Source organism: Streptosporangium sp. OZ121 (genome assembly GCF_051918885.1).
Lineage (GTDB): Bacteria > Actinomycetota > Actinomycetes > Streptosporangiales > Streptosporangiaceae > Streptosporangium.
In genome coordinates this window covers 66631-79461 of record NZ_JBPXMC010000036.1, presented here as the reverse complement: position 1 = coordinate 79461, position 12831 = coordinate 66631, and the positions used below count along the sequence as shown (strand labels likewise).

16 protein-coding genes and 1 pseudogene are annotated in these 12831 nt (G+C 70.6%); 10 read left to right on the top strand and 7 right to left on the bottom strand.

Annotation, left to right across the window (positions count from 1 at the left end; all coding sequences use genetic code 11):
• Nucleotides 1–323: 323 nt before the first annotated feature.
• The 4 genes and pseudogenes from ACTOQ1_RS38130 to ACTOQ1_RS38115 all read right to left on the bottom strand — a co-directional run.
• A pseudogene (locus tag ACTOQ1_RS38130) lies at nt 324–545 on the bottom strand (hypothetical protein); the annotation flags it as partial.
• A 12-nt stretch (nt 546–557) separates the two neighbouring features.
• Nucleotides 558–1106, bottom strand: coding sequence for a DUF1707 SHOCT-like domain-containing protein (locus ACTOQ1_RS38125; RefSeq protein ID WP_440072971.1), 549 nt, complete (start codon nt 1104–1106; stop codon nt 558–560).
• Entirely contained in the window at nt 1103–1933 is an 831-nt protein-coding gene (locus tag ACTOQ1_RS38120) for an ABC transporter permease (RefSeq protein ID WP_440072970.1), read from the bottom strand. Before ACTOQ1_RS38120 ends, ACTOQ1_RS38125 begins: the two co-directional genes overlap by 4 nt.
• Complete coding sequence (locus ACTOQ1_RS38115) at nt 1933–2874, bottom strand: ATP-binding cassette domain-containing protein (RefSeq protein ID WP_440072969.1); 942 nt, start codon at nt 2872–2874, stop codon at nt 1933–1935. Before ACTOQ1_RS38115 ends, ACTOQ1_RS38120 begins: the two co-directional genes overlap by 1 nt.
• Before the next feature lie 85 nt (nt 2875–2959).
• Here ACTOQ1_RS38115 and ACTOQ1_RS38110 point away from each other — a divergent pair, with 85 nt between their 5' ends.
• Nucleotides 2960–3727 (top strand): TetR/AcrR family transcriptional regulator, encoded by a 768-nt coding sequence (locus tag ACTOQ1_RS38110; RefSeq protein ID WP_440072967.1) that lies wholly within the window; start codon nt 2960–2962, stop codon nt 3725–3727.
• A 117-nt stretch (nt 3728–3844) separates the two neighbouring features.
• On the opposite strand, the gene ACTOQ1_RS38105 is transcribed toward ACTOQ1_RS38110, so the two are convergent.
• Entirely contained in the window at nt 3845–4525 is a 681-nt protein-coding gene (locus ACTOQ1_RS38105; RefSeq protein WP_440072965.1) for a hypothetical protein, read from the bottom strand.
• A gap of 241 nt (nt 4526–4766) precedes the next feature.
• Between ACTOQ1_RS38105 and ACTOQ1_RS38100 the strand changes: the two genes are divergently transcribed.
• The 7 genes from ACTOQ1_RS38100 to ACTOQ1_RS38070 all read left to right on the top strand — a co-directional run bounded on the left by ACTOQ1_RS38100 (nt 4767) and on the right by ACTOQ1_RS38070 (nt 8160).
• The gene (locus ACTOQ1_RS38100; RefSeq protein WP_440072964.1) at nt 4767–5207 is read left to right on the top strand and encodes a helix-turn-helix transcriptional regulator; all 441 of its coding nucleotides are present in this window, start codon (nt 4767–4769) and stop codon (nt 5205–5207) included.
• Nucleotides 5208–5217: 10 nt separating this feature from the next.
• Nucleotides 5218–5628 carry a VOC family protein gene (locus ACTOQ1_RS38095; RefSeq protein ID WP_440072962.1) on the top strand — a complete coding sequence of 137 codons (411 nt, stop codon included), beginning with the start codon at nt 5218–5220 and terminating at the stop codon, nt 5626–5628.
• A 338-nt stretch (nt 5629–5966) separates the two neighbouring features.
• Entirely contained in the window at nt 5967–6131 is a 165-nt protein-coding gene (rpmG, locus tag ACTOQ1_RS38090; RefSeq protein ID WP_440072960.1) for a 50S ribosomal protein L33, read from the top strand.
• A gap of 67 nt (nt 6132–6198) precedes the next feature.
• Nucleotides 6199–6435 (top strand): 50S ribosomal protein L28, encoded by a 237-nt coding sequence (rpmB, locus tag ACTOQ1_RS38085; protein ID WP_440072958.1) that lies wholly within the window; start codon nt 6199–6201, stop codon nt 6433–6435.
• Nucleotides 6435–6734 (top strand): 30S ribosomal protein S14, encoded by a 300-nt coding sequence (gene rpsN, locus ACTOQ1_RS38080; RefSeq protein WP_440072957.1) that lies wholly within the window; start codon nt 6435–6437, stop codon nt 6732–6734. The genes rpmB and rpsN overlap by 1 nt, the downstream gene beginning before the upstream one ends.
• A 12-nt stretch (nt 6735–6746) precedes the next feature.
• The gene (gene rpmF, locus ACTOQ1_RS38075) at nt 6747–6911 is read left to right on the top strand and encodes a 50S ribosomal protein L32 (RefSeq protein WP_440072955.1); all 165 of its coding nucleotides are present in this window, start codon (nt 6747–6749) and stop codon (nt 6909–6911) included.
• Nucleotides 6912–7008: 97 nt separating this feature from the next.
• Complete coding sequence (locus tag ACTOQ1_RS38070) at nt 7009–8160, top strand: CobW family GTP-binding protein (protein WP_440072953.1); 1152 nt, start codon at nt 7009–7011, stop codon at nt 8158–8160.
• Nucleotides 8161–8251: 91 nt separating this feature from the next.
• Here the strand turns inward: ACTOQ1_RS38070 and ACTOQ1_RS38065 are convergent, their stop codons facing one another.
• The gene (locus tag ACTOQ1_RS38065; protein WP_440072952.1) at nt 8252–9313 is read right to left on the bottom strand and encodes a methyltransferase; all 1062 of its coding nucleotides are present in this window, start codon (nt 9311–9313) and stop codon (nt 8252–8254) included.
• Nucleotides 9314–9545: 232 nt separating this feature from the next.
• Between ACTOQ1_RS38065 and ACTOQ1_RS38060 the strand changes: the two genes are divergently transcribed.
• Together ACTOQ1_RS38060 and ACTOQ1_RS38055 are read left to right on the top strand one after the other, a co-directional pair.
• Nucleotides 9546–9668: a hypothetical protein gene (locus ACTOQ1_RS38060; RefSeq protein WP_440072950.1), complete on the top strand. Its 123-nt coding sequence runs from the start codon at nt 9546–9548 to the stop codon at nt 9666–9668.
• A 210-nt stretch (nt 9669–9878) separates the two neighbouring features.
• Nucleotides 9879–10751 carry a bile acid:sodium symporter family protein gene (locus ACTOQ1_RS38055; RefSeq protein WP_440072949.1) on the top strand — a complete coding sequence of 291 codons (873 nt, stop codon included), beginning with the start codon at nt 9879–9881 and terminating at the stop codon, nt 10749–10751.
• A gap of 178 nt (nt 10752–10929) precedes the next feature.
• On the opposite strand, the gene ACTOQ1_RS38050 is transcribed toward ACTOQ1_RS38055, so the two are convergent.
• Nucleotides 10930–12381 carry a glycoside hydrolase family 43 protein gene (locus tag ACTOQ1_RS38050; RefSeq protein WP_440072948.1) on the bottom strand — a complete coding sequence of 484 codons (1452 nt, stop codon included), beginning with the start codon at nt 12379–12381 and terminating at the stop codon, nt 10930–10932.
• Between the last annotated feature and the right edge of the window lie 450 nt (nt 12382–12831).

Here is a 12831-nt window from a genome sequence, read left to right as displayed (position 1 = left end):
GACCCAGCCCAGGCTGATCCGAGCGACCGCCCAGACGTAGTCGACCGGCCGCTTGACGACCTGTGCGGGGGCGGCGTGTGCGGGGGCGGCGTGTGCAGGAACGGTCCGTGCGGGAACGGCGTCCATGACCGGCCCGGTGTGAACGTCGTGTCCGTGAGTGGTGGCCATGACGGCTCCCCTTTCCGTGTAGTTCCGTAGAGTTCCGCGATGTTCCGCGGTCTTTGCGACGTCCTCATCACACCGCTTCTCCAAGCCCGGCCACAGTGCCGTACGAACCGCGTCACGATCTCGAACGTCCCCGTCACGTAGGACCTTCGGCCCTGTCACCCGGCGCGCGACGGAAATGGGACGGCGCAAGGAGCCCGCACCGCCCTGAAGAGGGTCAACCACTTTCGAGCGGCACAGATGACCACCACCTCCTCACGCTCAACGGCCCGGTGCACGCTCATCCGCGGCGGCCAGCCCATCCGATGCACCGACAACAAGACCCCACGCAGGCTGCAGCGGATATGAGACAACCGGGCGATCACCTCGGCGACCCGGACCGGCGTCCAGCGCTAACGCCACGCATGGCGGATCCTCAACCGCCCCAACCCCATGGTTCCCGAGATCCGGATCCTCGGCCCGCCGGAGCGAGAACGCCGCCGGGGCCGGTAGAGCGGACCCCTCCACCCGCCGCGCAGACCCTCGACGTCGACGATCGCGTCGCGAGGCACCGTGATCCTGGCCCCGCCGGTGCCCAGATACAGCTCGATGTCGACCACCGGATGCTCGATGACCGCCCGCGACAGGTCCAGGTGCACCCTCGCCAGTGCGGACTCGACCTTGAGGACCCGAGGTACCCGCCACACGCCACGCCGCCGGATCCGCCCGCCGACGGCGGCGATCGTGGACGTGGTACCCGCGTCCTCCAGGAGCGAGACCAGAGCCGGCCCGAGCTCGCCGAACGTCCCGGCGGTAAGCGCCCGGTGGAGGCGTTCGTCCAGCTCCTCATGCGAGAGGTGCCCTTCGGCGTACACCTCCTGCAGACGCCGCACGACCACGTCCCGGTCGTCCTCACTGATCGGTGACGACCGGCGGTCCGGCCCATCGGCCCAGGCCCTCACCGGCCCCTGCGCCCGTAGGCACGCAGCGACAGCGGGACGAACACCACCAGCAGCACGACCGACCAGAGCACGACGGCGGCCACCGGATGCGCGAGCGGCCAAACCGTGTCCCCCGAACCCCCGGACGGCACACCCGGATTGCCGAACAGCTCCCGGGAGGCGGCGGTGAGCGCGCTCACCGGGTTCCAGTCGGCCAGGAAACGCAGCCAGCCCGGCATACCACCGGTCGGGACGAACGCGTTCGACAGCATCGTGAACGGCAGGAACAACGGCACCATCGCGTCGGCGACCTGGTCGTTCCTCACCGCCAGGCCCACATAGACGCCCACCCAGCTCAACGCGTACCGCAGCACGATCAACAGCAGGAACGCCTGGGCCGTGGGAACCAAACCACGGTGCGGCTGCCAGCCCACCAGCAGGCCCGCCCCCACCATGACGGCCAGCATCAACAAGCCGACCAGGGAGTCGGCGCCCGTCTGCCCGAACGGCACCGCCAAACGCGCCATCGGCATGGAGCGGAACCGGTCCATCACACCGCGGGAGGCGTCGGCCGCCGTCCGCGCCATGACCCCCATCACCGCCGAGAAGGTCACCATCGCGAACAACCCGGGCATGAGGTACTCGCGGTAGTCACCGCCACCCGGCACCTGGATCGCGCTACCGAAGACATACCCGAACAACACCACCATGACGGCCGGGAAGACCAGCGCGGCGACGAGTTCGCCGGGATCGTGTCGCAGCCGTCCCAGCTCGCGGCCGACCAAGGTCAGCCCATCGGTGAACGTCCACCGCAGGCGGCGGCCCAGCGGCGAGGCGAGGCCGGCCATCAGACCAGCTCCTTCCGGTCGGTGAGGCGCAGGAACACCTCGTCCAGAGTGGGACGGCGCAGCCGCACATCGGCCGCGGCGACCCCGGCGCGATCGAGCTCACGCACGATGTCGGCGAACCGGAAGCCGCCGCCCGGCAGGGCGACGCTGAGCCGCTCGGCACCGGTCATCGTGGGCTCGATCCCGGCCAGGGCCCTCAGCACGGTCACCGCCGGACGCAGAGCGGCCGGGTCTTCGAGGACGACGTCGAGGCGGTCACCGATCGTGGCCTTCAGCTCGTCGGGCGTGCCCGTGGCGATCACCTGCCCGTGGTCGACGACGGCGATGTCGTCGGCCAGCCGGTCGGCCTCGTCCAGGTACTGCGTGGTGAGCAGCACCGTGGTACCGTCCGCCACCAGCTCGCGGACGTTGTCCCAGATCTCGCCGCGGCCGCGCGGGTCCAGGCCGGTGGTCGGCTCGTCCAGGAAGAGCACCTCGGGGCGCAGGATGAGGCTGGTGATCAGGTCGAGGCGGCGCCGCATGCCACCGGAGTAACCGGCGACCTGCCGATCGGCGGCGTCCATCAGGCCGAAGCGCTCCAGCAGCTCGTCGGCCCGCCGGTACGCCTCGCGCCGGGACAGGTGGGACAGACGCCCGAACATGCGCAGGTTGCCACGGCCGGTGAGCTTCTCGTCCACGGCGGCGTACTGGCCCGCGAGCCCGATCCTGGCACGCACCTCGCCGGCCTCGCGGACGACGTCGTATCCGGCGACGCGGGCGTGCCCGGCATCGGGATCGGACAAGGTCGCCAAAATGCGCACCGCGGTCGTTTTCCCCGCGCCGTTGGGCCCCAGCACGCCGCAGACCGTTCCTCTCGGAACACTCAGGTCCAGCCCCCGCAGCGCCCGGGTGTCGCCGAAGGACTTGTGCAGCCCCTCGGCGAAGACGACCGGATCCACCATGACTCCTCCACTGGGTACGTTGTACGCGGTCAAGGCGGCCAGGCTAAGTTACTGGGTACTATGTACGCAAGTAGGGGGTGAAACGGTGACCGACGCCGAGTACACGAACATCTGGATGCGACCCGAACGCCCCACCCGCGGACCAAAACCGACCTACAGCCGCACCCAGATCACCGAGACGGCCATCCGGATCGCCGACACCGAAGGACTGGAAGCCGCCACCATGCGGCGCATCGCCGCCGAGATCGGCACGGGCGCGATGTCCCTCTACCGCTACGTCCCAAGCCGCGACGACCTCATCGCACTCATGGCCGACCGGCTCATGGGCGAGATCGACGTCGCGGGACTACCCTCCGACAACTGGCGCGCGGACCTGACACGCTACGCCGACGAACTGCGGACGATGTGGCTGAGACACCCGTGGATCGCCACCGTACAGCGATCACTCCCCAGCTTCGGCCCCAACCAGCTACTCCTGATCGAACGACTGATGGGAGTACTCGACACCTTCGTCTCCATCGACGAGAACCTCAGCCTCATAGCCATGCTGAACAGCTACATCGAAGGCACCGTCCGCGAGGAGATCAGCTCGGCCAAGGAAATCCGCCGCAGCGGGCTCAGCGAATCAGAATGGATGGCACGGAGCTACCCCTACATCGACCGCCTGGTGAAAAGCGGGGAATACCCCATCTTCACCAAGATCGTGACGGAGGCACGCCAGCCGCACCTGAGCCGCGACGACCAGTTCCGGTACGGACTGGAACGCGTCCTCAACTGCATCGCCGCAGCCCTCCCGACAACGGCCGAACCCGCGGCGACGCACCGGAAGGAACAGGAAGACCACAACGGTTAGCACCGACCGGACGACGGCCGGCGGCGCACACCGCACCTCACGCCCAGGACTCCCCCACCGGCCCGAAACCACCGCACAGGACCGGACCCCGGCCGCCGCCACCGGCCCCGAGAAGAACTAACCGTGACTGCCCTCCGGAACGCTGTCCGCGGACATGCCCCCCTCCCCCGGAGCGCTCGTCAGGTAGACGTGCTGGTGACCATGGCCGGCATCGACATTGATCTGGTCGAGCTGTGTCGCCGCGACAGACCACGTCGCGACGGCCGCGGACCGCTGACGGGCCGCCAGGTCGAGGAAGGGCTGCCGCAGGTCCGCGGGAAGCCCCCGGCCGGACGCGTACGAGTCGACCGCGATCGCCATGACGTCCACCGCGCTACGGAATCCCGCACGAGCCACATTGGTCGCGGTCGTTCCAGAAGGAGTCTCCGCATGCCTGTCGACGGCCCGCCGCAGAACGCTCCGCCACCCGTCGACCTCCGCCGACTCCGCCGACCGCGCACCGGGCTTTCCATCCCGGGGAAGCACCTCGGCGAGTCCGGACAACACCCCGTTCAGCTCACCGGCGGTCACCCGCGCCGTGGAGGTCAGCTCACCGATCTGCTGGACGTCCCGCTTCGCCTCCGCCTCCCGCATGTCGGCGACGGCGACCTGGGAGGCGTCAGGGCTACCGAGGAGATAGCCCACCGGCCCGGCTATCGCGACGGCGGCGAGAACGGCCACGACGTAACGCGCCCGGACGGACGGGCGAACGTCCGGCCGGGACGGGGCACGGGGTGGCCTGACCGTTTTCGAGGACATCCAGAGGCTCCTGTCACCTGGCTACCCGGCCGACGCTACCGCTTTCAACGATCTACGTCCATGATCACACCGGACCCCGGAGCGGCCCCTGCCCTTTGGTGGGCGTCTTCAGTCCATCGTGCTTTTTTGATCTTGGAACTGCCCGACGCCTTTACGATGTAGATTTATAACGAGGTGCCGGCCTCGCCGGCCGCCATCGGCAAGCCCCGTCACCTTCGGCAGGCCGGTGTAGGGTCGTTCCATGACCCCGGAAGACCTCGCCAACCTCGCTCACCTGCGCCGGGCCCGGGATCTGATCGACCGGGAGTACGCCCGGCCGCTCGACGTGCCGACGATGGCCCGCCGCGCGCTCATGTCGCCGGGGCACTTCTCGCGACGCTTCCGGGCGGCCTATGGCGAGACGCCGTACAGCTACCTCATGACCCGCCGGATCGAGCGGGCGATGGCGCTGCTGCGCGGGGGGATGAACGTGACCGACGCGTGCATGGCGGTCGGCTGTACCTCGCTCGGCTCGTTCAGCTCGCGGTTCACCGAGATCGTCGGGGAGACGCCGAGCGCGTACCGCGGCCGGGAGCACAGCGCCGTGGCGGCGATGCCCGCCTGCGTGGCGAAGGTGCACACCCGCCCGACGAGAACTCCTCAGAGCAGGATCGAAGAAGCGGGTCAAGAGGCCGCCGCCTAACGTTGGCGACATGACCATCGCACTCCAGTACTGCCAGATCACCGTCAACGACGTGGACGAATCGCTCGCCTTCTACCGCGACGCGCTCGGCCTCGAAATGCGCAACGACGTCGCCTCCGGCGGATTCCGCTGGGTCACCCTCGGCAGCGCGACCCAGCCGGACCTCCAGATCGTGCTTTCCGAACCGCACGCCGGCCGCTCCCAGGCCGACGGCGACGCCCTGCAGGAACTGCTCACCAAGGGCGTCCTGCCGATGACCGTCTTCAGCACCGACGATCTCGACGCGACCTTCGAGCGGGTACGGGCATCGGGCGCCGAGGTGCTGCAGGAGCCCATCGACCAGCCCTGGGGGCCGCGCGACTGCGCCTTCCGCGACCCGTCGGGCAACATGGTGCGGATCCAGCAGGAGGCCAAGGCGTAACGCCCGGCGGCACGCGGTCGCCGCCCGCCGCCCGCCGCCCGGCGCACGAAGCCGCCGGGCGGCGGCCGCATGCCGCCTCGGGAGGTGACCGGCGGCGGCACGCGGCGGTACGCCATGAGAGGCCGGCGCCTCCGGAGCACTGCTCGCGACCGGTCATCCGGGGATGAACCCATGGGAACGGGGCGAGAGCCCAAGACGCGTCCGTGCCGGCACCTGAAGGCCGGCGACGCGATCGAACGAATCCGACGCGACAGCGGACACCACCCCCCTCGTTTCGCAAATGAAAACGATTATCGCTATCATTGGCTCACCCGTCCCCCTCCCAGGAGTGAAGACGCTTGGCCAGAAACGACGTACGACCGGTGATCAAGCTGCGATCCACCGCGGGCACCGGCTACACCTACGTGACCCGCAAGAACCGCCGCAACGACCCCGACCGGCTCAGCCTGCGCAAATACGACCCGGTCATCCGCCGGCACGTGCTGTTCCGGGAGGACCGCTGAAACGACGAGAGAAGACGTCCACCCCGGCCGCCACCCCGTGGCGTTCCGCTCCCAGGAAGGAAACCGCATGTCCGCCCACTGCCAGCTCACCGGCGTCAAACCGGTCTTCGGCAACAACGTCTCCCACTCCCACCGGCGCACCCGCCGCCGCTGGAGTCCCAACATCCAGCCCCGCCGCTACTGGCTGCCCGCCGAGGGCCGCTTCGTACGGCTGACGCTCAGCGCCAGGGCCGTCAAGACCATCGACAAGATCGGCATCGAGGCCGCCGTGGCCCGCATCCGCGCCCGGGGAGAACACGTCTGATGGCGAGGAAAAGCAAGATCGCGGCCAACGAGCGGCGCAAACTCGTCGTCATCCGTTACGCGGAGCGCCGGGCCGGGCTCAAGGAGATCATCCGCACCGGCTCCCCCGGCGAGCGGGCCCGGGCCGTCCGCGAGCTGAGCCGCCAGCCGCGCGACGCCGGCGCCACCCGGGTGCGCAACCGCGACGTCGCCGACGGCCGCCCCCGCGGATACCTGCGCAAATTCGGGCTCTCCCGGATCCGCTTCCGCGAGCTGGCCCACCGCGGCGAGCTGCCCGGCGTCACCAAATCCAGCTGGTAGGAGCACCACGACATGGCAGTCCCCAAACGCAGGACCTCCCGAAGCAACACCCGCCACCGCCGCTCGCAGTGGAAGGCCACCGCACCCGACCTCGTCCCGGTCACCGTCGACGGGCGCGAGCTGCTGGTGCCGCGCCGGCTCGTCCCCGCCTACCGGCGCGGCCTCCTCACTCCCTGAGAACCGCCTTCCGGGAACCACCCCGAGAACCGGCCCGCACCCCGGAGCCACCACCGTGAACCCGCGCGGTGAACCCCGTACCACGAGAGGAGCCGTCATGTCCGTCCCCGTCGTCATCGTCTCAGGACTGCATCCCGAACCGCGCTCGGCCCTGGTGGACCGCCTGCTCGCCGATCATCCCGGATCGGTGGCGATCCACCACGACCTGCGACAGGTGAGCACCGGGCGCGTGGAACGCGTCGTGCGCGACGCGTCGGGGACGCTGGATCTGCGGGAGGTGCGCCTCGCGCACGGCTGCGTCACCTGCACCGTGCGCGAGGACCTCGTTCCCGTCCTGCTGTCGCGGGCGGACTCGGCGCCGCTGCTCATCGTGGAGCTGTGGGACTCGGTCGAGCCCAGGACCGTGGCCGAGGCCCTCGCCTGGCACGAGGACACCGTGCACCGCCTGCGCCTGACCGGGGTGCTGACCGCGCTGGACGCGGCACGCACCACCGAGGACGTCTGCTGTGGCGACACCCTGGCCGCGCACGGCAAACACGCGGCGGCCGGTGACGAGCGCCACCTGGCCGGGGTGCTCACCCGCCAGATCGAGTACGCCACCGCCCTCGTCGTGTCCGGCGCGGACGAGGAGGACGTCGAGCTGGCCCTGGCCGTGCTCGGCCACCTCGCCCCCACCACTCCGGCCGGCCCCCCTGACCTCGCGCTGCCCGCCGTCACCGGTGCGGGGATCGACGTGGAGATGCTCGGGGCCCGCGTCGACCCGGCGACCGCCCAGCTGCCCTGCGACGCGCGGACCGGGGAGATCTCCACCGTGGTCTGGCACCGGCTGCGTCCCCTGCACCCCCAGCGGCTGTTCGACGCCGTCGACGAGCTGGTCACCGAGACCGTCCGCAGCCGCGGCCGGTTCTGGCTGGCCAACCGGCACGAACGCCTGCTCGCCTGGGACGCCGTGGCGGGCGTCGTCAGCGTCGAGGACGCCGGTCCCTGGCTGGTCACCCTGCCCGAGGCCGCCTGGGAGATGGAGAGCCCCGCCCGCCGCATGGCCGCCACCCTCGACTGGACCCCCCAGCTCGGCGACCGCGTCCAGCACCTCGCCTTCACCGGCCCCGACCTGGACCGCGACCGCATCCTGTCGCTGCTGGACTCCTGCCTGCTCACCGAGGACGAGACCCTGGCAGGCTCCGACGTCTGGGCCGGATACCCCGACCCGTTCGCGTTCGTCCTCGACCTGAAGGAGACCTCCGCGTGAGACCTCGCCGCGCGCACGCCGTCCTCCCCGCCCGAGGTGCCCGCCGGGACAAGCACCGGGTACGCGCCGCGGCCCGGCGGGAAAAGGACCGTCAGGCGCCGACGGCGGCCGGGACGCACTCGACGACGGTGTGCCGCGCCGTGATGTCGCGCACGGCGGCGACCCGCAGCCCGGCGGCCGCGGCCAGCGCCCGGTAGTCGTCGACGGTCCGTTCCCGGCCACCGGCAAGGACCAGCATCCGCAGGTTCATCTCCGCGAACATGGCCGGATCGTCCCCCGTGACGATCGGTGACTCAAGGATCAGCACCCGGCCGCGCCGGCCCGCCGCGTCGGCGCAGCGGCGCAGGATGGCGGTCGCCTCGGCGTCGGCCCAGTCGTGCAGCACGCGGTTGAGCACGTACACGTCGGCGCCGCCGGGCAGCTCGTCGAAGAAACTCCGCCCGACCGTCTCGCACCGGTCAGCCAGCCCGCGTCCGGCCAGGTACCGCTGCGCGCGTGACACGGTGTCCGGCAGGTCGATCAGCACGCCGCGCAGGCCCTCGTGGCGCGACAGCAGCTCGGCCAGCAGCGCCCCGGTACCGCCGCCGACGTCGGCCACCCGGCTCAGCGCCGACCAGCCGTAGGCCTCCGCCAGCTCGCCGTACCCGGTGTCGGCCGCCATCGTCGCGTCGAAGGAGGCGCTCAGCTCGGGGTTCGCGTCGAGATAGCGCCAGAACGGTGCGCCGAACACCGCAGGCCAGGCAGGCCGGCCGGTGCGCACCGTGTCCGCCAGGCCGGTGAAGGCCAGGTCCATCCGGCCGCCGAACCCGTCCAGGTCCAGCCACCGCCACATCGCGGACGGGTGGTCCCGGCGCAGCAGGACGGCCGTCCCGTTCGCCGCGAACGTGCCGGGCCGGGGCTCGACGAACACGTCGTGGCAGACCAGATGGCGCAGCAGCCGGCCCAGCGCGTCCGGGTCCGCGCCGGCCCTGGCCGCCAGGTCGTCGATGTCCGAGCCGTCCTCGTCCACCAGATCGGGCAGTCGCAGGGTGACGGCCACCCGGAGCGCCATCGGGGTCACCAGATCCATCAGCGGCGTCAGGGCCCGCCATGCGGTGAACCCGTCCAGCGCGGCGCCGCCGGTCGCCGCGGTCGCCTCGTCGTTGCTCGTCATACGCACCTCCTGTCCACATGGTGCGCGCCGGGGGCGGCCGCGGCTTGGACGAATCGGCACTCGGTGTACGCCGAGGCGATGAACGGCTCGACCGTCCGTCGGCGCCGCGACCGGCGGGTTCACCGATTTCAGCGTCCCCGTCCCCGACGCGCGGCGCTGGTCACCGGACGATCCGTTCCCGTACGACCTGCGGATCTCCCCGCGGAACGGCGCGAACGGAGGGAGTGCCGGCGTGGACCGGCTGATCGGCCGGATCCCGGGCACCGCGCCTCCGGATGAACCGGATGAACCGGATGAACCGGATGTCACGGCGATCCCGGGAACCGGAGAAGGCCGGGGCTCCTTCCTGGCGTGATCGCGAAATGTACGTGATCATTGGACCCACCATGCAGCGCCGTGCTCTTGTCCGTACCGTCGCGGGATTGGGCGCCGTCGCCTTCTCCGGGCTCCCGCGGCATCGCGGGCGCCGCGCCGGCGTCGTCCGTGACGACCGAACCCCTCCACGCTGACCCCGCCCCGCCCTCCGACCCCCGTCCGAGGAAAGAAGAAAGAGGACACACCCCCCATGGCTCTTGCCGGTGTCTTCCTGCCCATCGCCCTCGCGGTCATCATGTTCGGCCTCGGCCTGGGCCTGACGATCGCCGACTTCCGCCGAGTCGTCGCCTACCCCAAGGCCACCGTGGTCGCGCTCGCCTGCCAGATCCTGGTGCTGCCCGCGATCTGCTTCGGCCTGGTGCTCGCCTTCGGCCTGCCGCCCGCGCTCGCCGTGGGCATGATGCTCCTGGCCGCCTCCCCCGGCGGGACCACGGCCAATCTCTACAGCCACCTGTTCGGCGGCGACGTCGCGCTCAACGTGACGCTCACCGCGATCAACTCCGTACTGGCCGTCGTCACGCTGCCGCTGGTCACCAACCTGTCGCTGAGCTACTTCGCCGCCGACTCGGCCGGGCTGGGCCTGCAGTTCGACAAGACCGTCCAGGTGGTCGCGATCGTGCTCATCCCCGTCGCGATCGGCATGGCGATCCGGGCGTGGCGGCCGCGGTTCGCCGACCGGATGAACACGCCCGTGAAGATCGCCTCGGCCGTCATCCTGGTCCTGGTGATCGTCGGTGCCCTGCTGCAGGAGCTGGACAACCTCGGCGGCTACATCCGCTCGGTCGGCGCGATCACGCTGGTGTTCAGCGTGCTCAGCCTGGCCATCGGCTACTGGGTGCCGCGCCTGGCCGGGATCGAGCGCGGCCAGGCCATCGCCTCCTGCATGGAGATCGGCATCCACAACGCCACCCTGTCCATCGCGGTCGCGCTCACGCTGCTGGGTGACACCCAGATGGCCATCCCCGCCGCCACCTACGGCGTGCTGATGTTCTTCACCGCCGCCGTTGCCGGATTCCTCCTCAGGTCCCGTACGGCGAAGCTCGCCCCCGATGCGGCTCTGTGAAAAGGAGCGCCCTTCCGCTCCCCCGGCTCCTCGGGTGACCGCGGGAGGTCGCGGGCGCCTGCTCGCGACCTCCCGCGCCGGAAGGTGACCTGGCCCGGCCGCCGCCCTCGCGCGGAGGGCGGGCCATGGAGATCCCGGGTCCGGCGAGCCGCACGGCGGCTCGCCGGAGATCACGTCGTCACGTCGTCACGCGGAAGGTGGCGTCGCCGCGGCCCTGCGCGTCGGTGATCGGGTCGAGCCGGAGCAGGTAGTCGTAGTGCCTGATGTACCGGTCGGGGAAGTTGTACGACTGGAAGGACGTCCAGGACGAGCTGGCGAGCCCGGCGACCTGGCGGAACGTGGCGTCCGCCGCGAAGGTGGCGGTGCCGTCGTCGGGCGCGAGGACGAAATCGTACCCGTAGTGCCGCAGGTAGTACCCGGGATAGTTCACCGACGCGAAGGACACGTAGCCGCTGCCGTTCGCCAGGCCCGGCACCAGCCGGAACTGCGCGTCCTGGGCGGGGCTGACGTTCGCGTCGATGCGCACGTCGAGGTTCGCGTGCCGCACGTAGCGGGTCTGGAAGTTGTACGACTGGATGCGGTTGACCGGCGCGGTGGCGCCCCAGCGGCCGAGGACGCGGTTCTCCTCCGCGGCGGTCAGGTTGAGGATGGAGCCGTGGCGTTTGCGGTTGACGCCCGTGCCGTAGTCGGAGCGCGTCTGGAAGTTGCGCGTGCTGCCCAGGTTGGTGGAGGTGATGGGCATGTAGCCGCGGCCTGTGGCGTACTGGTCCAGCCACAGGGCCCACTCGTTGCGGCCGTTGAACTGCGCCCACATCGGGCCCTCCACGACGTTGCCGCCGCCCGTGCCGTTGGAGATGCCCATGTGCGACAGGTTCCCGAGGGTCGTCCAGGATCCCAGGATCGAGTTGCTCGCCTCGATCGTGATGTGGCCGTCCGCCGAGGCCCGGTAGTACCGGTAGCCGCCGACGCTGCCGGGCACGTCGACGATCTGCGTGTCGATGATGCCCTGGCCGGTCCCGCGGTCGATGTACAGCTGCGGTGCGGAGAAGCTGCGGAAGTCAGCGGTGCGCGTGTACCAGATGCGGTGCTTGGTCACGCCGTTGCGGAGCGAGTTGGTCGCCCAGTACAGGACGTAGTCGCCGGTCTCGGGGTTGTAGATGGCCTCGGGCGCCCAGGCGTTGCCGGCGCCGGGGATGGCGCCCGCGACGTTGATCAGCCACGGAGCCGACCAGTTCACCAGGTCGCTCGACTCCCACACGACGAGCGAGGTGCTGCCCCGGCTCGAGGCGTCGCCCCACGAGGTGCCGCCGGCGATGCGCAGGTCCGTCGCGACGATCCAGTACCGGTCACCGGCGGGAGAGCGGACGAGGGCGGGGTCGCGGACCCCTCGCGTGCCGACCGTGGAGCGCAGGACCACCGCGCCGTTGTTCAGGTCGGTCCAGCGCAGCCCGTCGTCGCTGTGGGCGAGGTAGATCTGCTCGCCGTTCGCCGACTCCCCGGTGAAGTGCGCCATCAGGTACCCGGTGAAAGGTTCGAGGGCGGCCGCCTCCTTCGGGACGGCCAGCGACCACGAGGTGAACATCAGGCAGGCGGCGAGCACCGCGCCCACCCGGGACAAGGCTTTCAACATGCGTTTCTCCTTCGGGAGCGGGCACGATGGGGCGGATGGCGCCGTCCCCGGCGATGCATCCGGTCGAGGGTGGTCTCCCTGCCTTCTCGTCGTCGACGGCGCCGGTGGGGGCTGGACGGGTACGGGGGCCGCGTGCCGCGCGGACCGGCCGGGGCGGCCGGCTCCCGTGGCCGGGCGCGGGCCGGTGGCGTCGCGTACGGCCGCGTCGAGGGACACGGGCGCGTCCTGCTTCGCCCCTCTATCGGACCATTGGTGTTAGCGCTAACAATTCGTCTCGCGAATATTTATCTTTCACGGCACCACGTGACCGCCGACATGCCGAAACGCGAACAGACAACCGCGGCCGGACAGAGGTTACATCGGCGTCACATCAGTGTGATCGCTAACATCCGGTCGGTCAATACCCCCCTGACGCCCGGCCGGCGAGCCACCGCCGCCGACCGGCCGGCG

Excerpts from the sequence above, each read along its gene's own strand:
- rpmF (WP_440072955.1), top strand. The coding sequence starts at position 6,747 with ATGGCAGTCCCCAAACGCAGGACCTCCCGAAGCAACACCCGCCACCGC.
- ACTOQ1_RS38100 (WP_440072964.1), top strand. The coding sequence starts at position 4,767 with ATGACCCCGGAAGACCTCGCCAACCTCGCTCACCTGCGCCGGGCCCGG.
- rpsN (WP_440072957.1), top strand. The coding sequence starts at position 6,435 with ATGGCGAGGAAAAGCAAGATCGCGGCCAACGAGCGGCGCAAACTCGTC.
- ACTOQ1_RS38115 (WP_440072969.1), bottom strand. The coding sequence starts at position 2,874 with ATGGTGGATCCGGTCGTCTTCGCCGAGGGGCTGCACAAGTCCTTCGGC.
- ACTOQ1_RS38095 (WP_440072962.1), top strand. The coding sequence starts at position 5,218 with ATGACCATCGCACTCCAGTACTGCCAGATCACCGTCAACGACGTGGAC.
- ACTOQ1_RS38055 (WP_440072949.1), top strand. The coding sequence starts at position 9,879 with ATGGCTCTTGCCGGTGTCTTCCTGCCCATCGCCCTCGCGGTCATCATG.
- ACTOQ1_RS38105 (WP_440072965.1), bottom strand. The coding sequence starts at position 4,525 with ATGTCCTCGAAAACGGTCAGGCCACCCCGTGCCCCGTCCCGGCCGGAC.
- ACTOQ1_RS38050 (WP_440072948.1), bottom strand. The coding sequence starts at position 12,381 with ATGTTGAAAGCCTTGTCCCGGGTGGGCGCGGTGCTCGCCGCCTGCCTG.
- ACTOQ1_RS38070 (WP_440072953.1), top strand. The coding sequence starts at position 7,009 with ATGTCCGTCCCCGTCGTCATCGTCTCAGGACTGCATCCCGAACCGCGC.
- rpmB (WP_440072958.1), top strand. The coding sequence starts at position 6,199 with ATGTCCGCCCACTGCCAGCTCACCGGCGTCAAACCGGTCTTCGGCAAC.
- ACTOQ1_RS38120 (WP_440072970.1), bottom strand. The coding sequence starts at position 1,933 with ATGGCCGGCCTCGCCTCGCCGCTGGGCCGCCGCCTGCGGTGGACGTTC.
- ACTOQ1_RS38065 (WP_440072952.1), bottom strand. The coding sequence starts at position 9,313 with ATGACGAGCAACGACGAGGCGACCGCGGCGACCGGCGGCGCCGCGCTG.